The sequence below is a fragment of the Cellulosimicrobium sp. TH-20 genome (genome assembly GCF_002105775.1).
GTDB lineage: Bacteria > Actinomycetota > Actinomycetes > Actinomycetales > Cellulomonadaceae > Cellulosimicrobium > Cellulosimicrobium funkei.
This window is the reverse complement of the sequence record NZ_CP020857.1, coordinates 4,109,638-4,133,148: the sequence shown is the minus strand read 5'-3', so window position 1 is coordinate 4,133,148 and position 23,511 is coordinate 4,109,638. Positions and strand designations below refer to the sequence as shown.

General features: G+C 74.5%; 20 protein-coding genes. 14 read left to right on the top strand and 6 right to left on the bottom strand.

The window, feature by feature from the left end:
* Nucleotides 1–86: 86 nt before the first annotated feature.
* Both B8281_RS18405 and B8281_RS18400 read right to left on the bottom strand, forming a co-directional pair.
* The gene (locus tag B8281_RS18405; RefSeq protein ID WP_228074796.1) at nucleotides 87–833 is read right to left on the bottom strand and encodes an MIP/aquaporin family protein; all 747 of its coding nucleotides are present in this window, start codon (nucleotides 831–833) and stop codon (nucleotides 87–89) included.
* A gap of 188 nt (nucleotides 834–1,021) precedes the next feature.
* Nucleotides 1,022–2,770, bottom strand: coding sequence for a glycerol-3-phosphate dehydrogenase/oxidase (locus tag B8281_RS18400; protein WP_085388460.1), 1,749 nt, complete (start codon nucleotides 2,768–2,770; stop codon nucleotides 1,022–1,024).
* Between the two features lie 230 nt (nucleotides 2,771–3,000).
* On the opposite strand from B8281_RS18400, the gene B8281_RS18395 reads away from it, so the two are divergent.
* On the top strand, nucleotides 3,001–3,951 hold the full coding sequence (locus B8281_RS18395; RefSeq protein WP_034655252.1) for a sugar-binding transcriptional regulator: 951 nt from the start codon (nucleotides 3,001–3,003) through the stop codon (nucleotides 3,949–3,951).
* A gap of 25 nt (nucleotides 3,952–3,976) precedes the next feature.
* Entirely contained in the window at nucleotides 3,977–4,630 is a 654-nt protein-coding gene (locus tag B8281_RS18390) for an amino-acid N-acetyltransferase (RefSeq protein ID WP_085388459.1), read from the top strand.
* Nucleotides 4,631–4,646: 16 nt separating this feature from the next.
* Here B8281_RS18390 and B8281_RS18385 read toward each other — a convergent pair whose 3' ends face one another.
* Nucleotides 4,647–5,612: an A/G-specific adenine glycosylase gene (locus B8281_RS18385; RefSeq protein ID WP_369824912.1), complete on the bottom strand. Its 966-nt coding sequence runs from the start codon at nucleotides 5,610–5,612 to the stop codon at nucleotides 4,647–4,649.
* Between the two features lie 195 nt (nucleotides 5,613–5,807).
* Between B8281_RS18385 and B8281_RS18380 the strand changes: the two genes are divergently transcribed.
* A complete protein-coding gene (locus B8281_RS18380) occupies nucleotides 5,808–6,650 on the top strand; it encodes a hypothetical protein (RefSeq protein WP_085388458.1) in 843 nt (280 codons plus the stop codon).
* A 75-nt stretch (nucleotides 6,651–6,725) separates the two neighbouring features.
* Here the strand turns inward: B8281_RS18380 and B8281_RS18375 are convergent, their stop codons facing one another.
* The 3 genes from B8281_RS18375 to B8281_RS18365 form a co-directional block, all read right to left on the bottom strand.
* Nucleotides 6,726–7,448, bottom strand: a complete 723-nt coding sequence (locus B8281_RS18375; RefSeq protein ID WP_085388457.1) for a class I SAM-dependent methyltransferase — start codon at nucleotides 7,446–7,448, stop codon at nucleotides 6,726–6,728.
* Nucleotides 7,449–7,485: 37 nt separating this feature from the next.
* A complete protein-coding gene (gene disA, locus B8281_RS18370; protein WP_034654928.1) occupies nucleotides 7,486–8,571 on the bottom strand; it encodes a DNA integrity scanning diadenylate cyclase DisA in 1,086 nt (361 codons plus the stop codon).
* A 175-nt stretch (nucleotides 8,572–8,746) separates the two neighbouring features.
* The gene (locus B8281_RS18365; protein ID WP_034654931.1) at nucleotides 8,747–10,210 is read right to left on the bottom strand and encodes a DNA repair protein RadA; all 1,464 of its coding nucleotides are present in this window, start codon (nucleotides 10,208–10,210) and stop codon (nucleotides 8,747–8,749) included.
* An 84-nt stretch (nucleotides 10,211–10,294) separates the two neighbouring features.
* Here B8281_RS18365 and B8281_RS18360 point away from each other — a divergent pair, with 84 nt between their 5' ends.
* From B8281_RS18360 to yjfF, 11 genes are all read left to right on the top strand, one after another.
* Nucleotides 10,295–10,831, top strand: a complete 537-nt coding sequence (locus tag B8281_RS18360) for a potassium channel family protein (RefSeq protein WP_085388456.1) — start codon at nucleotides 10,295–10,297, stop codon at nucleotides 10,829–10,831.
* A 229-nt stretch (nucleotides 10,832–11,060) separates the two neighbouring features.
* Nucleotides 11,061–11,792 (top strand): hypothetical protein, encoded by a 732-nt coding sequence (locus tag B8281_RS18355; RefSeq protein WP_137281565.1) that lies wholly within the window; start codon nucleotides 11,061–11,063, stop codon nucleotides 11,790–11,792.
* Nucleotides 11,793–11,871: 79 nt separating this feature from the next.
* The gene (proC, locus tag B8281_RS18350) at nucleotides 11,872–12,747 is read left to right on the top strand and encodes a pyrroline-5-carboxylate reductase (protein ID WP_085388455.1); all 876 of its coding nucleotides are present in this window, start codon (nucleotides 11,872–11,874) and stop codon (nucleotides 12,745–12,747) included.
* A 35-nt stretch (nucleotides 12,748–12,782) separates the two neighbouring features.
* Nucleotides 12,783–13,835: a LacI family DNA-binding transcriptional regulator gene (locus tag B8281_RS18345; RefSeq protein WP_034655503.1), complete on the top strand. Its 1,053-nt coding sequence runs from the start codon at nucleotides 12,783–12,785 to the stop codon at nucleotides 13,833–13,835.
* A 113-nt stretch (nucleotides 13,836–13,948) separates the two neighbouring features.
* Nucleotides 13,949–15,610 (top strand): xylulokinase, encoded by a 1,662-nt coding sequence (locus B8281_RS18340; RefSeq protein WP_085388454.1) that lies wholly within the window; start codon nucleotides 13,949–13,951, stop codon nucleotides 15,608–15,610.
* The gene (locus B8281_RS18335; RefSeq protein ID WP_085388453.1) at nucleotides 15,607–16,365 is read left to right on the top strand and encodes an L-ribulose-5-phosphate 4-epimerase; all 759 of its coding nucleotides are present in this window, start codon (nucleotides 15,607–15,609) and stop codon (nucleotides 16,363–16,365) included. Before B8281_RS18340 ends, B8281_RS18335 begins: the two co-directional genes overlap by 4 nt.
* Nucleotides 16,366–16,488: 123 nt before the next feature.
* Nucleotides 16,489–17,997, top strand: a complete 1,509-nt coding sequence (araA, locus tag B8281_RS18330; protein ID WP_085388452.1) for an L-arabinose isomerase — start codon at nucleotides 16,489–16,491, stop codon at nucleotides 17,995–17,997.
* A 381-nt stretch (nucleotides 17,998–18,378) separates the two neighbouring features.
* Nucleotides 18,379–19,398: an ABC transporter substrate-binding protein gene (locus B8281_RS18325; protein WP_031315144.1), complete on the top strand. Its 1,020-nt coding sequence runs from the start codon at nucleotides 18,379–18,381 to the stop codon at nucleotides 19,396–19,398.
* Nucleotides 19,399–19,633: 235 nt separating this feature from the next.
* Entirely contained in the window at nucleotides 19,634–21,172 is a 1,539-nt protein-coding gene (locus tag B8281_RS18320; RefSeq protein ID WP_085388451.1) for a sugar ABC transporter ATP-binding protein, read from the top strand.
* The gene (locus B8281_RS18315; protein ID WP_043655183.1) at nucleotides 21,169–22,227 is read left to right on the top strand and encodes an ABC transporter permease; all 1,059 of its coding nucleotides are present in this window, start codon (nucleotides 21,169–21,171) and stop codon (nucleotides 22,225–22,227) included. Before B8281_RS18320 ends, B8281_RS18315 begins: the two co-directional genes overlap by 4 nt.
* A gap of 83 nt (nucleotides 22,228–22,310) precedes the next feature.
* Nucleotides 22,311–23,288 (top strand): galactofuranose ABC transporter, permease protein YjfF, encoded by a 978-nt coding sequence (gene yjfF, locus B8281_RS18310; protein ID WP_144721705.1) that lies wholly within the window; start codon nucleotides 22,311–22,313, stop codon nucleotides 23,286–23,288.
* The last annotated feature ends 223 nt before the right edge of the window (nucleotides 23,289–23,511 follow it).

Here is a 23,511-nt window from a genome sequence, read left to right as displayed (position 1 = left end):
CCGGCGCCCGACGGCGCGGGTCGCGTGACCGGGGAGGCCCCCGGCTCCCCGGTCACGCGGGGGAGAGGTCCGGTCGTCCGGGTCGGTCAGACCCAGGCGGCCCCGAGCAGGCCGGCGAGGACGCCGCCGACCAGCGGACCGGCGACCGGGACCCAGGCGTAGGCCCAGTCGCTCGAGCCCTTGCCCCGGATCGGCAGCACCGCGTGCGCGATGCGGGGACCGAGGTCACGGGCAGGGTTGATGGCGTAGCCGGTGGGACCACCGAGGCTCGCGCCGATACCGACCACGATGAGCGCGACCGCGAGCGGCCCCAGGCCCGACGGGGTCTTGCCGGACGCCACGACGAAGAACACGAGCACGAACGTCGCGATGACCTCCGTGACGAAGTTCCACGCGTAGGAGCGGATCTCCGGGCCGGTGGAGAACACCGCGAGCTTGGTCGCGCCGGGCGCGTCCTCGTCGAAGTGCTTCTTGTACGCCAGGAACGCCAGCACGGCGCCGACGAAGGCACCGATCATCTGGGCCCCGAAGTACAGGAACATGTTGCCGACCGTCGGCTCGATGGTCGCCGTCACGAGCCCCTCGGGGCCGGTCGCGGAGAAGAACGGCTCCTGGGCGGTGAAGAGGCCGATGGTCACGGCCGGGTTGAGGTGCGCACCCGACTTGTAGGCCACGTAGACGCCGGCGAAGACCGCGAGGCCCCATCCGAAGTTGATGAGGAGCCAGCCGCCGTTGAAGCCCTTGGTCCTCGGGAGGACGACGTTCGCGACGACGCCCGCGCCGAGGAGGATCAGTGTCGCCGTGCCGAGTATCTCGGACCAGAAGGCGTTCATGAGGAGTTGATCCATCGTGCTCTCTCTTTCGTGGTGGACTTCTCTGTCTCAACCGTCCCGACGCACCTGAGCGTCGGGTCCTCGGGTCGGTCCGCCGTCGGCGTGCGCCCCGTGGGGTCGGTGTGCGGGGCCCCGGGGGCCGACCCGTCGGTCAGCCCCCGGGGCTCGCTCGCGGCGATGTGCAGCTGTCAGGTCGTGCGGAGCGGCTGGAGCGGTGACACGTCGGGCGCCTCCAGCCGGGTGCGCTCGGCGGACGCGTCGTCGGGCGCCTGCTCGGCGGCCGCCTCGGCCTCCGCGCGGGCGGTGTAGCTCGCGATCTCGGCGTCGCGCGTCGCGTCGTCCCACCCGAGGATCTCGGCGGCGACGGCCGCGATCTCGGGCAGCGCGGCGAGGCCCCGGTCGGGCACCTCGTAGTTGAGCCGCGTGCGGTGCAGCAGCAGGTCCTCGAGGTGCAGCGCCCCCTCGTGGGAGACGCCGTACGCGACCTCCGCGCGCAGGTAGGCCGGCGCGTGCTCGAGCGGGCGGGCGAGGTCGGGCTGCGCCTCGCACAGCTCGACGAGCTCGCGCAGGTTCGACCCGTACCGGTGCAGGAGGTGGTCGACCATGGCCGGGGTCCAGCCGTACCGGGACGCCCAGGGCCGCGCCTGGCGACGCACGGCGTCGAGGCCGACGGCGCCGAGCAGCGGGATCTTGTGCGTGATGGACGGCAGGGCGCTCGCGCGCTGGCCGATCGCGAAGTCCACCGCGTCCTTCGCCATGACGCGGTAGGTGGTGAGCTTGCCGCCGGCGATGACCGTGAGGCCCGGGGTCGGGGAGGCCACCGTGTGCTCGCGCGAGACCTTCGCGGAGCTGGTGCCCTCCTTGGTGCCCGGCTGGAGCAGCGGCCGCAGGCCCGCCCACGTGCCGATGATGTCGTCGCGCGTGAGGGGGTGGGCGAGCACGGCGTTCGCGTGCTCGAGCACGTAGTCGATGTCGGCCGCGGTCGCGACGGGGTGCTGGAGCTCCTGCTCCCACGGGGTGTCGGTCGTGCCGATCACCCAGTAGCGGGACCACGGGATGACGAACAGGACCGACTTCTCGGTCTGCAGGATCAGCCCGACCTGGCCCTTGATGCGCTCGCGCGGCACGACGATGTGGATGCCCTTGGACGCGAGCACCCGCAGCCCGCCCTCGCTGCCGGCGAGCGCCTCGGTGTCCTCGGTCCAGACGCCGGTGGCGTTGATGACGGCGCGTGCCCGGACGGTGATCTCACGGCCCGTCTCGAGGTCCTGGAGCACGGCGCCGTTCACGGCGCCCGTCGAGCCCTTGGTGAGCGAGACGACCTGCGTGCGGGAGGCCGCGTGCGCGCCGTACGACGCCGCGGTGCGCACGAGCGTCGAGACGAGGCGGGCGTCGTCGACCGACGCGTCCCAGTACTGGACGGCGCCGACGGCCGCGTCGTGCGCGAGGTCGGGGAACTTCTTCTCCATGCGGCTGCGCGACAGGTGCCGGTGCAGCGGCATCGCGCGGCGACCGGGCGCGACGCTCGCGAGCGTGTCGTAGAGCGCGATGCCCGCGCCGACGTAGGCACGCTCCCACACGCGGTGCTCGAGGGGGTACAGGAAGGGGACGGGGCGCACGAGGTGCGGCGCGATCTCCTTGAGCAGGAGGTCGCGCTCGGTGAGCGCCTCCTTGACCAGGTGGAAGTCGAGCATCTGCAGGTAGCGCAGGCCGCCGTGCACGAGCTTGCTCGACCGGCTCGACGTCCCCGCCGACCAGTCCTGCGCCTCGACGATCGCGGTGGAGAGCCCGCGCGTGACCGCGTCGAGCGCGATCCCGGCGCCGGTGACCCCGCCGCCGATCACGAGGACGTCGAGCTCGGCGTCCGCGCTGGTGCTGGCCTCGAGCGCGGCGAGCGCCTGCCGCCGGGAGTCCGCGGTGAGTCTCGTGGATGCCATCCGTCTTCCTCTCTCGTCCCTCGGTGCTGCGGCACGCCGCGGGACGATCGCGCCCACGGTGCGCTCACAGCGACGGTCCCACGCCCGACCAGGGTGCGCGAGCGGGAACCGCCGTGCGTGCACCGGGGTCTCCGGCGCGGAGGCACACGGTCCAGACCACCACGCGGCGAACGCCCGCGCAACCGTGGTGCACGAACGTGCAGAATGGGGGTGACGGGAAGGAGACCGCGATGGTCGATCGGGAGCAGGACGTCCTGCGCGCGGCGTCGATGTACTACCTCCAGGACATGAAGATGGAGGCGATCGCCAAGCACCTGCACACGTCGCGGTCCACGGTGTCGCGGCTGGTGAAGCGGGCGCGCGACACGGGCCTGGTCGAGATCTCGCTGCGGCCCGCGCGCAGCCGCGGGCCGGGGCTCGGGCAGCACCTCGCGAGCACGTGGGGGATCGACGCCTACGTGGTCCCCGTGCCCGACCAGGCGCCGCAGGTCGAGCGGCTCGAGCAGGTCGCGCTGACGACCGCGCGCCTGCTGTCGACGTGGTTCGACTCCGACATGATCCTCGGGATCGCGTGGGGCACGACCCTCTCGGCCGTGTCCCGGCACCTGCCCCGCAAGCCGACCCGGGGGAGCGCCGTCGTGCAGCTCAACGGGGCGGCGAACACGCGGACGTCGGGCGTGCACTACGCGGGCGACCTCATCGCGGGCTTCGGCAGCGCGTTCGACGCCCACGTGCACCATTTCCCAGTGCCCGCGTTCTTCGACTACGCGGAGACGAAGCGCGCGATGTGGCGCGAGCGGTCCGTGCGCCGCGTGCTCGACGTGCAGCACCGGGCCGACATCGCGCTGTTCTCCGTCGGGGCCGTCGCCGGCGGCGTGCCGTCGCACGTGTACTCCGCGGGGTACCTCGACCCTGACGACATCGCGGTCCTCGACGCCGAGGGCGTCGTCGGCGACGTCTGCACCGTGTTCCTCCGCGCCGACGGGACCTACCGCGACATCGCGCTCAACGAGCGCGCGACGGGGCCGGCCCCCGAGGAGCTGCGGCGCGTGCCGCGGCGGGTGTGTGCCGTCGCGGGCGACAACAAGGTGGCGCCGCTGCGCGCGGCCCTGCGCGCGGGCGTGGTGACCGACCTCGTCGTCGACGAGATCACGGCGGCCCATCTCGTCGGGGGCTCGTGAGCGCGGAGCGCACATATGCGTCCTGATGCATGACTATGCAGCGGGTGCTCCGCGCGCGTACAGTGTCGCGGTGCCCACGACCTCTGCCGTCCGTGTCCGTCCCGCCCTGCCCGCGGACGTGCGGACGGTGCGTGCGCTCGTGCAGCCTTACGCCGAGGACCGCATCCTCCTGGCCAAGGAGATGGTCGGGTACTACGAGGCGGTCCAGGAGTTCGTCGTCGCCGAGGTGCCGGACCCGGACGCGGCGGACGGCGCGGACGCGCGGCGCGTCGTCGGGTGCGGGGCGCTGCACGTCATGTGGGACGACCTCGCGGAGATCCGCACGCTCGCGGTGGACCCGGCGTGGCGCGGGCACCGCGTCGGGCACGCGCTCGTCGTCGAGCTCGTCGCCCGCGCCCGCGCGCTCGGCCTGCGGCGCGTGTTCTGCCTGACGTTCGAGGTCGACTTCTTCCGCGCGCACGGCTTCCGCACCATCGAGGGGACGCCCGTGTCCCCCGAGGTGTATGCCGAGCTCCTGCGCTCGCACGACGACGGCGTCGCGGAGTTCCTCGACCTCGCGCGCGTGAAGCCCAACACGCTCGGCAACACGCGCATGCTGCTCGACCTCGACGGCCCTGCCGTCCCCGGCGGCCCCGCGGACCTCGAGGGCGACCGCGCCGCGGACGCCGCGCGCGGCTGACGGCCCGCCCGCCGCGTCAGGCGGGGAGCCGGTAGAGCACCCCGCCCGGCCCGTCCTCCTGCTCCACGAGACCGTCCTCCACGAGGCTCGCGACGCACCGGTCGAGCTGCGCGGCGTCGTGCCACACCTCGGCCACGACGCCGCGCGGCACCGGGCCCGGCGCGTCGCGCAGCGCCGCCATGACCCGGCCCCGCGCCTGCCGGTCGGTGCCGGCCCAGGCCTGCGTGCGGCGTCGGGCCGCGTGCTCGTCGCCGGGGCGCCCGGCCAGCCGCCACGCGCACGCGTCGCGGACGGGGCAGACGCCGCACCGGGGCGCGCGCGCCGTGCAGACGAGCGCGCCGAGCTCCATCGACGCCGCGGCCCACAGCACCGCGTCGTCGTCGTCGGGCGGAGCGACCGCGGCGGCGGTCGCGCGCTCCGCGGCCGTGTACGACGGCGCGGGCAGCGCGACGCCCCCGACCGCCCGCGCCAGGACGCGGCGCACGTTCGTGTCGACGACGACCGCGCGGCGCCCGTGCGCGAACGCGGTGACCGCCGCGGCGGTGTACTCGCCGACCCCCGGCAGCGCCCGCAGCGCCTCCTCGCCGCGGGGCACCTCGCCGTCGTGCCGCTCGACGATCGCCCGCGCGCACTCCTGCAGGCGCAGCGCGCGCCGCGGGTAGCCCAGCCGGCCCCACGCGCGCAGCACGTCGGCGGTCGGTGCGGCGGCGAGGTCGGCCGGCTCGGGCCAGCGCTCCATCCACTCCCGCCACGCCGGCTCGACCCGCACGACCGGCGTCTGCTGCAGCATGACCTCGCTCACCAGCACGCCCCACGCGGTGCGGTCCGCGGCCCGCCAGGGCAGGTCGCGGGCCGTCTCGCCGAACCAGCGCCCGACGGCGTCCCGCAGCCCCGCGTGCGGGTCACCGGGCGCGGTCGTGCTCGACGGCGCCGGGCGGGCGCGGCCGTCGGGACGCGCGGGGCGCGGGGCGGGGGCTGGCACGGGTGGGTCCTCGGGAGGGTCGGGCCGGCGGGCCGGGGAACGGGGCAGAGCGAGAGCGACAGAGCAGCGCACGGGCAGGTGCACGGGCCGGACACATTGTGCCCCGACCTGCGCCGCCGTCGGCGCGGCACCGGCCCCGCAGGGCGGCCCCGCGGCTAGCGTGGTCCCGACCAGCACGAGCACGACGGAGGACCCGTGAGCACGCCGCGGACCGACCGCACCCCGAGGCCGAGCACCCGCCCCAGCACCGGGCCGGGCGCTCCCACGCGCGCCGCCCTGGTGCGGCGTCGGCTCGTCGCGCTCCTCCTGCTCGTCGCGCTCGTCGTCGGCCTCGTGCTCCTCGGTCAGGTGGCCGTCCGCGCCGTCGGGCCGCTGCTGAGCGGCGACGCGAGCGCGCAGGAGGGCAAGTCCCCGCCCCCCACGCCCGAGGCCGCGGGGCCGCCCCGCGACTGCACGGCGGCGTCGCTCGAGCTCGCCGTGACGACGAACGCCGCCGAGTACGAGCCCGGTCGCGCCGTGCAGCTCGACGTGACCGTCCGGCACTCCGGCGGGCGGCCGTGCCTCGTCGACGGCTCCGACGCGGGCCGCCAGGTGCTCGTCTACTCGGGCGACGAGCTCGTGTGGTCGTCGGCCCACTGCGGGTCCACCGAGCGCCTGCTGCTCATGAGCACGGGCGACGAGGATCCGTCGCGGCTCGTGCGGTGGGACCGGCACCGCTCGGTCGAGGGCTGCGCGCCCGACCAGCCCGAGGTCGGGCCCGGCACGTACACGGCGGTGGTGAGCATCGCCGGCGTCGACGGCGCGACGAGCGAGCCCGTGACCTTCACCCTGCTCGCCCCGCCCGCGCCCACGCCGGACCCGGCCGAGCCCACCGCCCCGGCGGACGGGACCACCCCGCCGGAGGGCGCCCCGGCGGACGGGACCGCTCCCGCCGACGGGACGGCCCCGGCGGACGGGACGCCGCCGGCCGAGGGGACGGCGCCCGCCGAGGGCGCCGAGCCGCCTGCCCCGTCCGATCCTCCGGCCAGCGGCGCGTAGACCGGCGGCGCCGCCCCCGCCCGGGCGCTGACCCGCCTCTGGGAGGGGCCTTTCGAACGCTCCCGGGCGCGGGCGTCAGCGGCGGGCGAGGGCCCAGCGGAAGGCGTTGCGCAGCAGGTAGGACCCGTCGGGACGACGGAACGGTCGCGCGGCGCGGAGCACGTCGGGGCGGAGCTCGGCGCGCAGCTCGTCCGACTCGCCGAACATGATCGCGGCGACGACGTCGTCCGCGTCGGCGAGCACCATCGGCGCGTCCGCGACGCCCTCCGTCACCGGCGTGAAGCCGTGCTCCGCGAGGAGCGCGCCGAGGTGCCCCTCCTCGCGGCTCTCGTCGCTCGGCTCGTGGTCCTCGCCCGCGACCGCGCGCTCGAGCACGGTGAGGTCGTTGAGCGCGTCCTCGGCCCACGTCGCGACGGCGACCAGCCCACCGACGCGGCGGCACTCGACGAGCGTCCTCGCGACGTCGGTGAAGGCGAGCGCGTTGACGAGCGTCACGAGGTCGAAGGAGTCGTCCGGCCAGGGGAGTCGCTCCGCCTGCGCGACGCGCAGGTCCGCGCCCGGGCTGCGGCGCCGGGCGACGTCGACCATCCCGGCGGCGGCGTCGCACCCGGCCGCCTCGGCCCCGCGGGCCACGGCCAGGGCGACGAGCTCGCCCGTGCCGCACCCGACGTCGAGCACGCGGGAGCCCGGCCCGACGCCCGCGGCGTCGAGGATCGCCCGCTGCGCGGGCTCGGCGGCGGGCGCCCACCAGCGCGCCCAGGCGTCGGCCAGTGCCGACCACTCGTCGCCGTGGTCCACGGTCCCCTCCGTGTGCGTCGTGCGGACGGTCGGAGCGTCAGACGTAGCGCTCGAGGATGCTCGACTCCGCGAGCCGGGACAGGCCCTCGCGCACCGCGCGGGCCCGCTGCTCGCCGACGCCGTCGACGGTCATGAGGTCGTCGATGCTCGCCGCGAGGAGCTTCTGCAGGCCGCCGAAGTGCGCCACGAGCCGGTCGATGATCGTCGCGGGCAGGCGCGGCACCTTCGACAGGAGGCGGTACCCGTGCGGGGCGACCGCCGCGTCGAGCGCGTCGCCGCCGCCCGGCAGGTCGAGCACGCGCCCGATCTGGCCGAGGTCGAGGAGCTGCGTGGAGTCGAGGCCCCCGAGGGCCTTCTGCACCTCCGCGAGCGAACGGTCCTTGCGGCCCAGGTCGACGTAGTCCCGGATGACGAACTCGCGGTCCGAGCCGATGCCGCCGATGAGCTCGTCGAGCTGGAGCGCGAGGAGGCGGCCGTCGGTGCCGAGCTCGATGACGTAGCCGGCGATCTCCTCGGAGATGCGCGCGACCATCTCGAGGCGCTGCACGACGGCGCAGACGTCGCGCACCGTGACCAGGTCCTCGATCTCGAGCGCGGACAGCGTGCCGGACACCTCGTCGAGGCGCGCGCGGTAGCGCTCGAGCGTCGCGAGCGCCTGGTTGGCGCGCGACAGGATCGTGTCGGAGTCCTCCAGGACGTGGCGCTGGCCGCCGACGTACAGCGCGACGATCCGCATCGACTGGCTCACCGAGATGACGGGGAAGCCGCTCTGCTTGGCCACGCGCTCGGCGGTGCGGTGCCGCGTGCCGGACTCGGTGGTCTCGATCGTCGGGTCAGGCAGGAGCTGGACGGCGGCGCGCAGGATGCGGTTGGCGTCGCGGTCGAGCACGACGGCGCCGTCCATCTTCGACAGCTCGCGCAGCCGCGTCGCGGAGAACCCGACGTCGAGCTGGAAGCCTCCCGAGCACATCTCCTCGACGACCTTGTCCAGGCCCAGCACGATGAGCGCGCCGGTCCGGCCGCGCAGGATGCGCTCGAGACCGTCACGGAGCTCGGTGCCCGGTGCCACGGCGGCGAGGGTCTCCCGGAGCAGCTCGTCGGGGTGCGCGGGGGAGTTGGCCACGGGGGAATCCTACGCTGCGAGCCCCTCCGCACCTCCGGAAAACCCCGGCGCCACGCCACAAAGCGGTCACGATCCGGTCTCGGCGCGTACGGCTCGGCCGGGCCGCGGTGAGCGTCGGCGGCGCGCCGGGCACCTGACCGGCCCCGGGTGCGCCGGGGACCGGGTCGTGGTCCGCCTAGCTCCGCGCGAGCTCGACCGCCTCGCCGAGGTGCCGCGCCGGGTGGATCGTCATGCCCTCGACGGGGCGCGGGAACGACCCCCGCGGCACGACGGCGCGCGTGAAGCCGAGCCGCGCGGCCTCGGCCAGCCTGCGGTCGAGGCCGGCGACCGGTCGGATGTCCCCGGCGAGACCGACCTCGCCGAACGCGACGGTGCCCTGCGGGAGGGCCTCGTCCTCCCGCGCGGACAGGACGGCGAGCGCGATCGAGAGGTCCGCGGCCGGCTCGGTCACCTTGGCGCCGCCCACGGTCGACGCGTAGACGTCCTGGTCGACGAGCCGCACGCCCGCGTGGCGGTGCATGACGGCGAGGATCATCGCGAGGCGGCTCGAGTCGACGCCGCTCGTGGTGCGGCGCGGGTTCGTCAGCGAGCTCGGCACGACGAGCGACTGGATCTCGAGCGCGAGCGGGCGGCGGCCCTCGAGCGTCACGGTGACGCACGTGCCGGGCACGCCCGCGCCGGTGTGGGACAGGAAGAGACCGCTCGGGTCGGCGAGCCCCACGATCCCGTTCTCGGTGAGGTCGAAGCACCCGACCTCGTCGGTGGGCCCGTAGCGGTTCTTCACCGCGCGGACGAGGCGCAGGCGCGAGTGGCGGTCGCCCTCGAACTGGCACACGACGTCGACGAGGTGCTCGAGCGTGCGCGGGCCGGCGACCGAGCCGTCCTTCGTGACGTGCCCGACGAGGATCACGGGCAGGTCGCGGGCCTTCGCCGCGGCGATGAGCGACGCCGCGACCTCGCGCACCTGGCTCACGCCGCCGGGCGCGCCCTCGACCTGCGCGGACGCGATGGTCTGCACCGAGTCGACGACCAGCAGGTCGGGCTCCGTGGCCTCGATGTGCCCGAGGACGGTCGCGAGGTCCGTCTCGGCCGCGAGCAGCAGCCCGGGCGCGAGGGCGCCGACGCGCTCGGCGCGCAGGCGCACCTGCCCGGCCGACTCCTCGCCCGTGACGTAGAGGACGCGCCGCGGGACGGGGGCGGGGCGCGCCGCCTCCGCGGGCGCGCGCTCTCCGGCAGGCCGGACCGTCGGCAGGTCGGAGCCGCCCGCGGCGACGTTGCTCGCGACGGCGAGCAGGAGCGTCGACTTGCCGACGCCGGGCTCCCCGGCGAGGAGCACGACGGCGCCCGGCACGATGCCGCCACCGAGCACGCGGTCGAACTCGGACACGCCGGTGGGCGTGGCGCGCGCGGCCTCGACGCTGATCTCGCCGATGGGGCGCGCGGGGGAGCGCGTGGGGGACACGGCCGTGGTGCGGGGGCCCGAGGCGGCCGGGGCGTCCTCCGTCACCGTGCCCCACTCCTGGCACTCGCCGCACCGTCCCACCCACTTCGCGGTGGTCCACCCGCACTCGCTGCAGCGGTAGGCGGGGCGGGCTCGCTTGGCGGCCGCGGAGCGGGCCGCGGTGGTCGACGACGTCACGCGCCCCAACCTAGCCAGCACCCCTGACACCGGCACGCCGCCGCACGCCGCGACGAGCGGGCGTCGGCGCGGGATGCTGGGCCCATGCGCAAGCGCGGCCTCCCGCACGACAGCCCGTGGTGGACGCCGATCCTCACGGTGACCTCGACGGCCGCGTGCCTCACGGTCTACTACGGCGTGCCGCTGCCCGACGACGACGCGCCCGAGGTGGTCCAGCTCGTCTCCTTCGGCGTCGGGCTGGCGCTGCTGTGCGGGCTCCTCGTGGTCCAGGTGCGGCGCCAGCTCCGCGCGTGGGAGACGCCGAGCGTGCGGGTCCAGTCCGTCATGGGCCTGCTGCTGCCGGTCGTGACGTTCTTCGCCCTCGTCTACTACCTCCTCGCGGATCAGTTCGTGGGGATCGAGAACCGGACCGACGCCCTGTACTTCGCCGTCGTGACGCTCGGGACGGTCGGCTACGGCGACGTCCACCCGACGGGCGAGGCCGCCAAGATGGTGGCGATGGTCCAGATCGTGCTGGACCTCGTCGTCGTCGGCGTCCTGGTGTCGATCGCCACGTCGCGCGCGCGGGCCCGGGCGGAGCACCGCGAGCGCGCAGTGCGCACCGAGCGACGCCCCGACTGACGTCGCCGGCCGGCGGCCCGTGGCCCACGGTCCCGGGCGGGCGGTTCCCGGCGGGCGGTCCCCGAGGCGGACGCCGGGGCACGACGACCGGGTGAACCCGCTCCGCCCGGACGACACCCCGCGTCACCGCAGGGGGTCGGGCCCGCGCGCGTCCTACGCTGGGCCGCGGGGCCACGCCCCGGAGGATCGGCGGCCCACGAGGACGGCCGGGAGCAGAGAGGTGCGCGCGATGAGCCAGCCGCCCGGCGGGGGCACGCCAGGACGGGCCGCCACCCCGGCGCGCCCTGGGGCGACGGCGGGCGCGTCGGGTCCCCGCCGTCCCGCCGACGCGACGGGCGCGCGGGACCGGAGGCACTCCCGCCCCCCGTCGGCGGCGGTGTACCGGCGTCGCCGGCTCGTCGTGCTGGTCGGTCTCTTGGTCGTCGTCGGTCTCGTACTGGCGCTCCTCGCCTGGGTGTGGCCCGGGTTCGCCCGCTCGGACGCCGCCGCGGACCCCGAGCCGACGGTCACCGTCACCGCCGACCCGCCCACGCCGACGCTCGAGCCCGTGGCACGCACCGGCACGACCGCGTTCGCGCAGGCGCTCCCGGACACCGTGCTCGACCTCGTGCTCCGCAGCGACTCGGCGACGGACGCGTGGACCGCCGCGCGCGCCCTGGAGGCGTACCAGCTCGAGTACGCCGACGGCGAGGGGGACGACGCGACCCGGGTCACCGTCGTCGCGGGCCAGTGGCCGACGTCTGCGGAGGCGGAGGCCGCGGCGGACGACCTCGTCGCCGCGGCGGGCACGCCCACGGAGGAGGGCGACGTCGAGGTCGCCGGGGAGGTCGCGGGCCGGTACGCCGTGACCGACGCGGGCGACGGCCGGGCGACCGTCACGTGGCGCAACGACACGGCCGTCCTCCAGGCGACGGGGCCTGCCGACGTCGTGGCCGACGTCTACGCCGCCTTCCCGCTCTGAGCACCGGGGCCCTCGCGGCGGCCCGGACTCTCCGGGTGCGCAAGAATGCCCTTCACCGACTCCCGGGAGCTGATCGCCCATGACCGACCTGCCCACCCCCTCCGCGCCCCGGCTCGCCGTCCTCGGCACGGGCGTCATGGGCGAGACCGTCCTCGCGGGTGCGCTCGCGTCGGGGTGGCGACCCGACGACGTCGTCGCCACGGTCCGCCGGCCCGAGCGCGCCGACGAGCTCGCCGCCCGCCACGGCGTCCGGACGACGCGCGACAACGTCGAGGCCGTGCGCGGCGCCGGGGTCGTCGTCGTCGCGGTGAAGCCGAAGGACGTCGGCGCGCTGCTCGCCGAGGTCCACGACGCGGTGGGCGAGGGCACGGTGGTCGTGAGCGTCGTCGTCGGCCTCCCGACCGCCTTCTACGAGGAGCGGCTGCCCGCGGGCACCGCCGTCGTGCGGGTCATGCCGAACACGCCGTCCGTCGTGGGCGCGGGCGTGAGCGCCGTGAGCGGCGGGAGCGCGGCGGACGACGACGACGTCGCGCTCGTCGAGCGGCTCCTCACCTCGACGGGCCTCGTCGTGCGCGTCGCGGAGAAGGACCAGGACGCCGTCGGCGCGCTCTCCGGCTCCGGGCCCGCGTACGTCTTCTACGTCATCGACGCGCTCGCCGAGGCGGGCGTGCTGCTCGGCCTGACGCGCGCGACGGCGCTCGAGCTCGCGACCGCGACCGTGCACGGCGCGGCCACGATGCTGCGCGAGACGGGCGAGCACCCGGCGATCGCGCGCGAGCGCGTCTCCTCGCCGGGCGGCACGACGGTCGCGGCCCTGCGCCGTCTCGACGCCGGCGGGGTGCGCGCCGCGTTCCTCGACGCGCTCGAGGCCGCGCGCGACCGCTCGGCCGAGCTCGCGGCGGCGCTCGCGGACGCCCCGGCGCCGCGCGCGGGGACCGAGGGGGCGGGGTCGTGAGCGACGGGCCGTCGCCCCGCACTCGCCCGCCCGCGATGTCGGACGTCGCACGGCTCGCCGGCGTCTCGCACCAGACCGTGTCCCGCGTGCTCAACGACCACCCGAGCGTGCGGCCCGAGACCCGCGACCGCGTCCTCGACGCGATCGCGACGCTCGGCTACCGCCGCAACAGCGCGGCGCGCGCCCTCGTGACGATGCGCTCGGGCACGATCGGCGTGGTGACCACCGGCTCCGCGCTGTACGGGCCGACGTCGACCCTCATCGCGGTCGAGGAGGCCGCCCGCGAGCAGGGCTACTTCGTGAGCGTCGCGACGATCCGGCGCTACGACGCCGACACGATGCACCGCGTGCTCGAGCACTTCATGGACCAGGGCGTCGAGGGCATCGTCGTCATCGCGCCGCAGACGGACGTCGCGGCGGCGGTCGACTCGTTCCGCGCACCCGTCCCCGTCATCATGATCGCCGCGCGCGACCTCCCCGCGGACGGCGAGGCGACCGACGTCGTGCGCCCCGCGCCCGGTGCGCTCGGCGCGCCGGGGGCGATCCTGTCCATCGCCGTGGACCAGCGCCTGGGTGCGCGCGTCGCGACGGAGCACCTGCTCGGCCTGGGCCACCGCACGGTGCTCCACCTGTCCGGGCCGCTCGACTGGTTCGACGCGCGCGAGCGCGAGACGGGCTGGCGCGCCGCGCTCGAGGAGCACGGCGCCCCGGTGCCCGAGCCGGTGCGGGGCGACTGGTCGTCGGACCGCGGGTACGCCGTCGGGCGCGAGCTCGCGGCCGCGGTCCGCGCGGGCGACGGCCCGACGGCGGTGTTCGCGGGCAACGACCAGCTCGCGCTCGGCCTGCTGCGCGCGTTCTGGGAGCAGGGCGTGCGGGTGCCGGCGGACGTCTCGGTGGTCGGGTTCGACGACGTCGCGGGCGCCGGGCACTTCATCCCGCCGCTGACGACGGTGCGCCAGCCGTTCGGGTCCCTGGGCCGCCGGTGCATGGGGATGATGATCGACGCGCTGGCGGGCGCGACGGTCCGCCCCGTCTCGATCCCGCCCGAGCTCATGGTGCGCGAGAGCACGGGCACGCCGCGCGACTGACCGCTCGCTCGCACGGACGAGCGCGGAGGGAGTTGGCCTCGCCGGTTGTGAGCGCTAACATTCGAAGGACACTCAACGACCGAGGCGCGACGCCGCGACGAGGAGAAGCAGCAATGGTGCAGCAGGACGAGGTCGGGCGCCGTCGGGCGGCCGTCGTGGCGGGGGACACCGCGCTCGGGATCGAGCTCGGGTCGACGCGGGTCAAGGCATGCCTCGTGGACGGCGACGGCACGCCGCTCGCGAGCGGGAGCCACGCCTGGGAGAACCGGTTCGAGGACGGCACGTGGACGTACCCGCTCGACGCCGTGGAGGCGGGGCTGCGCGAGTGCTACGCGCGCCTCGTGGCCGACGTCGAGGAGCGGTACGGCGTGCGACCCACGACGTACGGGGCGCTCGGCGTCTCCGCTATGATGCACGGCTACCTCGCGTTCGACGCCGACGGCGAGCTGCTCGTCCCGTTCCGCACGTGGCGCAACACCTCGACCGGCCCGGCCGCCGCCGAGCTCACCGAGCTGCTGGGCTACAACGTCCCGCTGCGCTGGTCGGTCGCCCACTGGTACCAGGCGATCCTCGACGCCGAGCCGCACGCGGCGTGCGTCGCGTCGCTCACGACGCTCGCCGGGTACGTGCACCGGCGGCTCACGGGCCGCCACGTGCTCGGCGTCGGCGACGCGTCCGGCATGTTCCCGGTCGACCCGGCGACGCGCGACTACGACCACGCGCTCCTCGCGCTCGTCGACGAGCGCGCCGCCACCCACCGGGCCGGGCCGAAGCTCGCCGAGCTGCTGCCGGACGTCCTCGTCGCGGGCGAGGACGCCGGGCGCCTGACCGCCGAGGGCGCGGCCTGGCTCGACCCCACCGGTTCGCTGGAGCCCGGCGTCCTGCTGTGCCCGCCCGAGGGCGACGCGGGCACGGGCATGGTCGCGACGAACGCCGTCGCGCCGCGCACGGGCAACGTCAGCGCGGGCACGAGCATCTTCGCGATGGTCGTGCTCGAGGGCCCGCTCGCCGCCGTGCACCACGAGCTCGACCTCGTCACGACGCCGGCGGGCGACCTCGTCGCGATGGTCCACTGCAACAACGGCGCGAGCGAGCTCGAGGCGTGGGCCGGCCTGCTCGGCGAGCTCGCCGCGGCCGTCGGCAGCGACGCGGGCCCGGACGACGTGTTCGGCGCGCTGTTCCGCGCCGCGCTCGACGGCGACGCCGACGGCGGCGGGCTGCTCGCCTACAACTACCTCGCGGGGGAGCCGATCACCGGGCTCGACGAGGGGCGCCCCCTGGTCGTCCGCACGCCCGGCAGCCGCCTGACGCTCGCCAACTTCGCGCGGACGCAGGTGTACGGCGCGTTCGGGACCCTCGCGCTCGGCATGCGCGTGCTCGCGCGGGAGGGCGTCCGGATCGACGGGATGCTCGCCCACGGCGGGATGTTCCGCACCGCGGGCGTCGCGCAGCGGCTCCTCGCGGCGGCGATCGGCGCGCCCGTCAGCGTGGGGCGCACGGCGGGCGAGGGCGGGGCCTGGGGCATCGCGGTGCTCGCGGCCTTCGCGCGCGCCTGCGCCGGGGAGCGCGCACCGGGCGCCGACGTGGGTGCGGACCTGGGCGACTACCTGCGCGACCACGTCTTCGCGGCGGCCGAGACCGTGACGGTCGAGCCCGACCCCGCGGACGTCGCCGGCTTCGCCGCGTACCTCGAGCGGTACGCGGCCGGGCTCGCCGTCGAGCGTGCCGCCGTGACAGCGCTGCCCACCCGCACCGGAGGAGAGGACCCCGCATGAGCACGCCCACCCCGTCCGCGGACGCGACGGCCGCGCGACCCGCCGTCCCGGCGGTGCCCGCGCACCTGCGCGACGCCGTCGACGCCGCCAAGGAGCGCGTCGCCGCGCTGCACGCCGAGCTGCCCCGCTGGGAGCTCGTGGTGTGGACCGCGGGCAACGTGTCCGAGCGCGTCCGGGACACCACGCGGCCCGACGGCGCGGGCGACCTGCTCGTCATCAAGCCGTCGGGCGTCGCGTACGACGACATCACCCCCGGCGCGATGGTCGTGTGCGACCTCGACGGGGCCCTCGTCGAGGGCGACCGGTCGCCGTCGTCGGACACGGCGGCGCACGCGTACGTGTACCGCCACCTGCCCGAGGTGGGCGGCGTGGTGCACACGCACTCGACCTACGCGACGGCGTGGGCCGCGCGCGGCGAGCCGGTGCCGTGCGTCCTGACGATGATGGCCGACGAGTTCGGGGGCGACATCCCCGTCGGACCGTTCGCGCTCATCGGGGACGACTCGATCGGGCGCGGCATCGTGGAGACGCTGCGCGGGTCGCGCAGCCCCGCGGTCCTCATGCGCAACCACGGGCCGTTCACCATCGGCAAGGACGCGCGCGCGGCGGTCAAGGCGGCCGTGATGTGCGAGGAGGTCGCCCGCACCGTGCACGTCAGCCGCCAGCTCGGCGAGCCCACGCGCATCGCGCAGGACGACGTCGACGCGCTCTACGCGCGCTACCAGCACGTCTACGGGCAGCAGCCCGCGCGCTGACCGGCGGGCCGCTCCGACCCGGTTCCCCGGGGCCGGCGGCGCACCGGCACGACACGCAGCACGACCACCGGGACGGGACCGCAGCGGTGCGGCCCTCGCCCACGACACGAGAGATGGACCGACATGAGCAAGCCCTACGCGGACCGCGAGATCTGGTTCCTCACCGGCAGCCAGGACCTGTACGGAGAGGAGACGCTGCGGCAGGTCGCCGAGCAGTCGCAGGAGGTCGCGCGCGCCCTCGACGCGTCGCCGGACGTCCCGGCGACCGTCGTCTGGAAGCCCGTCCTCAAGGACGCCGGCGCGATCCGCCGCGCGATGCTCGACGCGAACGCCGACGACCGCGTGCTCGGCGTCGTGACGTGGATGCACACGTTCAGCCCCGCGAAGATGTGGATCGGCGGTCTCGACCAGCTCCGCAAGCCGCTCCTGCACCTGCACACGCAGGCGAACGTCGAGCTGCCGTGGGACACGATCGACTTCGACTTCATGAACCTCAACCAGGCCGCGCACGGCGACCGGGAGTACGCGTACGTCGCGACGCGGCTCGGGGTGGCGCGCACGACGGTCGTCGGGCACGTCTCGAACCCGGCGGTCACCGCGCGCGTCGGCTCGTGGGTGCGCGGCGCCGCCGGCTGGGCGGCGACGCACGAGCTGCGCCTCGCCCGCTTCGGCGACAACATGCGCAACGTCGCGGTGACCGAGGGCGACAAGACCGAGGCCGAGCTCCGGTTCGGTGTGAGCGTGAACACGTGGGGCGTGAACGACCTCGTGCGCGCGGTCGACGAGGTCTCGGAGGCCGACGTCGACGCGCTCGTCGCCGAGTACGAGGACCTCTACGACGTCGTCCCCGAGCTGCGCAAGGACGGCGACCGGCACGCCTCGCTGCGGTACGCGGCCCGGCAGGAGATCGCGCTCGAGACGTTCCTCGAGTCCGTGGGCGCCAAGGCGTTCACGACGAACTTCGAGGACCTGGGCGACCTGCGCCAGCTCCCCGGCATCGCCGTCCAGCGCCTCATGGCCAAGGGCTACGGGTTCGGGGCCGAGGGCGACTGGAAGACGGCCGTGCTCGTGCGCGCCGCGAAGGTCATGGGCGAGGGGCTGCCCGGCGGCGCGTCGCTCATGGAGGACTACACCTACGACCTGACCCCGGGCAGCGAGAAGATCCTCGGCGCGCACATGCTGGAGATCTGCCCGTCGCTCACGACCTCGACGCCCCGCGTCGAGATCCACCCGCTCGGCATCGGCGGCAAGGAGGACCCGGTCCGCATGGTGTTCGACGCCGACCCGGGCGTCGGCGTCGTCGTGTCCCTCGCGGACATGCGCGACCGCTTCCGGCTCACGGCGAACGTCGTGGACGTCGTCCCGCCGAGCGCGCCGCTGCCGCACCTGCCGGTGGCACGTGCCGTGTGGGAGCCGCGGCCGGACTTCGCGACGTCCGCCGAGGCCTGGCTGACGGCGGGCGGCGCGCACCACACGGTGCTCTCCACGGCTGCGGGGATCGACGCGTTCGAGGTCTTCGCGGACATCGCGCGCACGGAGCTCCTGGTCATCGACGAGAACACGACGCGGCGGGGCTTCCGCGACCAGGTGCGGTGGAACCAGGTCTACTACCGCCTCGCGCAGGGCCTCTGACGCCTGGGGGAGCCGTCCGTGCACGGTCCCGTCACGGCCACCGGCCGTGACCGAACCGTGACGGGGCGGCGGCTTCCCCTGGAGCCGTGTGAGCGCTAACATCGTCTCTCGGGAGGCTGTGAGCGATCACATCCGCGGGCCCGGGGTCCTGCCCCTCGCCTGGCTCCGCAGCTCGAGCACGTCGCAGTGCCGAGCGGTGACCGGAATGGTTACCGAACGGTGATGCGGAATGCCGAGTGGGGGCTTGCGGGAGCGGCCCTGACACCGCTAGACATTGACACAAGCAAACATGTATCAACAAGAGTCAACAGTCCGATGAGGGGCTGGCACGACCCGACGGTCCTCGGCACGGCGCCGAGGTCGCATCTCAAGGAGGAGAGCATGTTCAGCACGACCAAGGCGCGCACGCGTCTGACGGGTGTCCTCGCCGGCGTGGCGGTCCTCGCGCTCGCGGCGTGCAGCAGCGGGGGCGGCAGCACGGACGGCAGCAGCAACGACGCGGGCGGCGACGGCGGCGGTGGCGGCGACACGATCTCCGTCGGCTTCTCGCAGGTCGGCGCCGAGTCCGGCTGGCGCGCGGCGAACACCAAGTCCATCCAGGACACGCTCACGGCCGAGAACGGCTTCGACCTCAAGTTCTCCGACGCGCAGCAGAAGCAGGAGAACCAGATCCAGGCGATCCGCTCCTACATCGCGCAGGGCGTCGACGTCATCGCGTTCTCCCCGGTCGTCGAGTCCGGCTGGGACGCGGTGCTCGAGGAGGCCAAGCAGGCCGGCATCCCCGTGATCCTCACCGACCGCGCGGTCGACTCCGAGGACGACACCCTCTACGAGTCGTTCATCGGCTCCGACTTCGTCCTCGAGGGCGAGATGGCCGGCGACTGGGTCTCCGAGAACCTCGCGACCGAGCCCATCAACGTCGTCGAGCTCCAGGGCACCACGGGCGCGGCGCCCGCGATCGACCGCAAGACCGGCTTCGAGAACGCCACGGCGGACAACCCCAACGTGACGATCATCGACTCGCAGACCGGCAACTTCACGCGTGCCGAGGGCAAGACGGTCATGGAGGGCTTCCTCCAGGCGCACGACGACATCGACCTCGTGTACGCGCACAACGACGACATGGGCCTCGGCGCCATCGAGGCCATCGAGGCCGCCGGTCTCGTCCCGGGCGAGGACATCAAGATCGTCACCGTCGACGCGGTCAAGGACGGCATGCAGGCCCTCGCCGACGGCAAGATCAACTTCATCGTCGAGTGCAACCCGCTCCTCGGCCCGGACCTGGCCGACATCATCAAGAAGGTCGTCGCGGGCGAGGAGGTCGAGAAGCGCATCGTCGTCAAGGACGAGTCCTTCACGCAGGAGCAGGCGATCGAGGCGCTCCCGACGCGCGAGTACTGAGCGCACCGCGCGCGCCGAGCGGGCGCCCCGGACCTCCGGGCACCCGCTCCGCACCGCCCCGGCGGGGCCGGTCGACGCCGACCGGCCCCGCCACCACGGACGGGTCGCGCGCCGGGAGAGCACGGCTCCCCGGCGCGCGGCCGACGCACCACCGCCGGCATGCCGACCCCGCCGGCGTCCTGAGGCGCCCCGGGGCCCGGCAGCCCCGCCGCCACCGCTGCACGGAAGGTCACCCATGACTACCGCCGTCCCCGACGGTCGGCCCGTCGTCGAGATGACCGGGATCTCGATCGAGTTCCCGGGCGTCAAGGCGCTCGACGGAGTCGACCTCACGCTCCGGCCCGGAGAGGTCCACGCCCTCATGGGCGAGAACGGCGCCGGCAAGTCGACGCTCATCAAGGCGCTCACCGGCGTCTACTCGATCGACTCCGGTCGCATCCTCGTCGACGGCGCCGAGCACACGTTCTCCGGTCCGGGCGAGGCCCAGGCCGCCGGCGTCTCGCCGGTGTACCAGGAGGTCAACCTCTGCGAGAACCTCTCGGTCGCCGAGAACATCATGCTCGGCCACGAGCCGCGCCGCCTCGGCGCGATCGACTGGCGGGCCACGCGCCGTCGGGCGGGGGAGATGCTCGCGCGCCTCAACCTCGACATCGACCCGGCGTCCTCGCTCTCGAGCCACTCCCTCGCCGTGCAGCAGCTCGTGGCCATCTGCCGCGCGCTCGTCGTCGAGTGCAAGGTGCTCATCCTCGACGAGCCGACGTCCAGCCTCGACGCGGACGAGGTCGCGCAGCTCTTCGCCGTCGTGCGGCGCCTGCGCGACGAGGGCGTCGCGATCCTCTTCGTCTCGCACTTCCTCGAGCAGGTGTACGAGATCTCCGACCGCATGACCGTGCTGCGCAACGGCAAGCTCGTCGGCGAGTACGTCACGGCCGAGCTGCCGCGCCTCGAGCTCGTCTCCAAGATGATCGGCACCTCGCTCGAGGTGCTCGAGGAGCTCGAGGAGGCGCCCAAGCGCTCGGTCGCCGACCGCGAGGCGACGCCGTTCGTCCAGGCGCTCGGCGTCGGCCGCAAGGGCTCGGTGCAGCCGTTCGACCTCGACGTCTACCCGGGCGAGGTCGTCGGGCTCGCGGGCCTCCTCGGCTCGGGCCGCACCGAGCTCGCCCGGCTGCTCGCGGGCGCGGACCGCGCGGACAGCGGCCAGGTCCGCGTCGGCGGCGCGCTCGCCCGGCTGCGCACGCCGCGCTCCGCGATGCAGCGCAAGATCGCGTTCTCCTCGGAGCACCGCAAGGCCGAGGGCATCGTGGGCGACCTGACGATCCGCGAGAACATCGTGCTCGGTCTCCAGGCCGAGCGCGGGTGGGCCCGGCGCCTGCCGCGCAAGCAGGTCGACGAGATCGTCGAGAAGTACATCAGCGCGCTCGCGATCCGCCCCGCCAACCCGGACGCGCTCATCAAGAACCTCTCGGGCGGCAACCAGCAGAAGGTGCTCCTCGCGCGCTGGCTCGCGACGGCCCCCAAGCTGCTCATCCTGGACGAGCCGACGCGCGGCATCGACGTCGGGGCGAAGGCCGAGATCCAGAAGCTCGTCGCCCAGCTCTCGGGCGAGGGCATGTCGGTCGTGTTCATCTCGGCCGAGCTCGAGGAGGTGCTGCGGCTCAGCCACCGCATCGCCGTCATGCGCGACCGGGTCAAGGTCGCGGAGATCACCAACGACGAGGACGTCACGGTCGAGGACGTCGTCGAGCTCATCGCGAGCGGAGGGCAGGAGTCATGAGCACCACGGCACCCGCCTGGCAGCGCGCCGTCCAGCACCGGCTCTTCTGGCCGATCGTCGCGCTGGTCGTGCTGCTGGCGGTCAACACGGTCAACCGGCCGAGCTTCCTGTCCATCAGGCTGCAGGACGGCCACCTCTTCGGGTCGCTCGTCAACCTGCTGAAGAACGGCGCGCCGCTGCTGCTCGTCGCGCTCGGCATGACCCTCGTCATCGCGACGCGCGGCATCGACCTGTCGGTCGGCGCGGTGGTCGCGATCTCCGGGGCCGTCGCGCTGAGCTTCATCGCGTCGTCGCCCACGCCGGACAGCCTGACGACCGTCCTCGTCGCCGTGGGGATCGCGCTCGCGCTGTCCTTCGTCCTCGGCGTGTGGAACGGCTTCCTCGTCTCCGTCCTCGGGATCCAGCCCATCATCGCGACGCTCGTGCTCATGACCGCGGGCCGCGGCGTCGCGATGCTCATCACGGGCGGCCAGATCACGACGGTCAACAGCGCACCGTTCAAGTCGATCGGGTCCGGGTTCTGGTTCGGGATCCCCGTCGCGGTCGTGCTGGCCGGTATCGTCTTCGCGGCCGTCGCGCTGCTCACGCGGCGCACCGCGCTCGGCATGCTCATCGAGTCCGTCGGCATCAACCCCGAGGCGAGCCGCCTCGCGGGCGTCAAGGCGCGCAGCATCATCTGGACCGTCTACGCGGTCTGCGCGCTCTTCGCGGGCCTCGCCGGCCTCATGATCTCGTCGAGCACCATGGCGGCCGACGCCAACAACGCCGGGCTCTTCATCGAGCTCGACGCGATCCTCGCCGTCGTGATCGGCGGCACGTCGCTCGCGGGCGGGAAGTTCTCGCTCTCCGGCACCCTGGTCGGCGTCCTCATCATCCAGACGCTCACCCTCACGGTGACCATGCTCGGCATCTCGCCGTCCGTCACGCCCCTGTTCAAGGCGATCGTCGTCATCGCGGTCTGCCTCGCGCAGTCCCCGAAGGTGCGCGACCTGGTCGCCGCCCGACGACGTCGCGCGGCCCCGACGGCCGCCGCGGCCGCGGAGGTGAGCGCCTGATGTCCGCCGTGCAGACCCCTGCCCCGACCTCGCCGCCCGACCCCCGGGCCCCCGAGACCGCTGCCCCCGGAGGCCGACCGACCATGACCGAGCGACTCACGAGCCGCGTGCGCCTCGACCGGCGCTACCTCCCGGTCCTCGGCACGTTCGCGGTGCTCGCGCTCATGCTCGTCGTGGGCGGGAGCCGGTACGAGAACTTCCTCTCGGCCCGCGTCGTCTCGAACCTGTTCATCAACAACTCGTTCCTCATCGTGCTCGCGGTCGGGATGACCTTCGTCATCCTCACCGGCGGCATCGACCTCTCCGTGGGTGCCGTGGTGGCGCTGTCCGGCATCACGACGGCGTCGCTCCTGCAGAGCGGGTGGCCGGTCGCGGTGGTGCTCGCCATCGCGGTCCTCATCGGCACCGTGCTGGGGCTCGCCGTCGGGCTCATGGTCCACGTGTTCGACATCCAGCCGTTCATCGCGACGCTCGCCGCGATGTTCCTCGCGCGCGGCCTGTGCTACGTCATCAGCCTCCAGTCCATCCCGATCACGAACGAGTCGTTCGTCGCGCTCGCGGGCTGGAGCCAGGAGATCGGCGACGGCTGGCGCCTGACGACCGCGGTCATCATCGCGCTCGTCGTCGTGGCGATCGCGTTCTACGTGCTGCACTACACGCAGTTCGGCCGCACGGTCTACGCGATCGGCGGCGGCGAGCAGTCGGCGATGCTCATGGGCCTGCCCGTCGCGCGCACCAAGGTGCTCGTCTACGTGGTGAGCGGCACGTGCGCCGGCATCGGCGGCCTCCTGTTCGCGATGTTCTCGCGGTCCGGCTACTCGCTCACGGGCGTCGGCATGGAGCTCGACGCGATCGCGGCGGTCGTCATCGGCGGCACGCTCCTCACGGGCGGGACGGGCTTCGTGCTGGGGTCCGTGCTCGGCGTGCTCGTGCTGGGCCTCATCCAGACGATCATCACGTTCGAGGGCACCCTGAGCTCGTGGTGGACGAAGATCGTCATCGGCGTGCTGCTGCTGGTCTTCGTGATCCTGCAGCGCGTCCTCGTCGTCAGGCGGAGGTGAGCCGGCGGCACCGGCCTCCGCCCCGGGCGTCCTCGTGACGTCCGCGGTGCGGGCCGGTGCCGCGGCCGTCTGCCCGGGCCGACGGCCCGGGGTCACCGGAGCAGGACGGGGGCCGGCACCCCTGGGTCGTTCGGGCGTACGCCCGACCGGCGGTGTCATGACGCCGCCCTTGTAGAATGTGAGCGCTCACACTAGGCTCGGGCCGAACTTGTGAACGCTCACA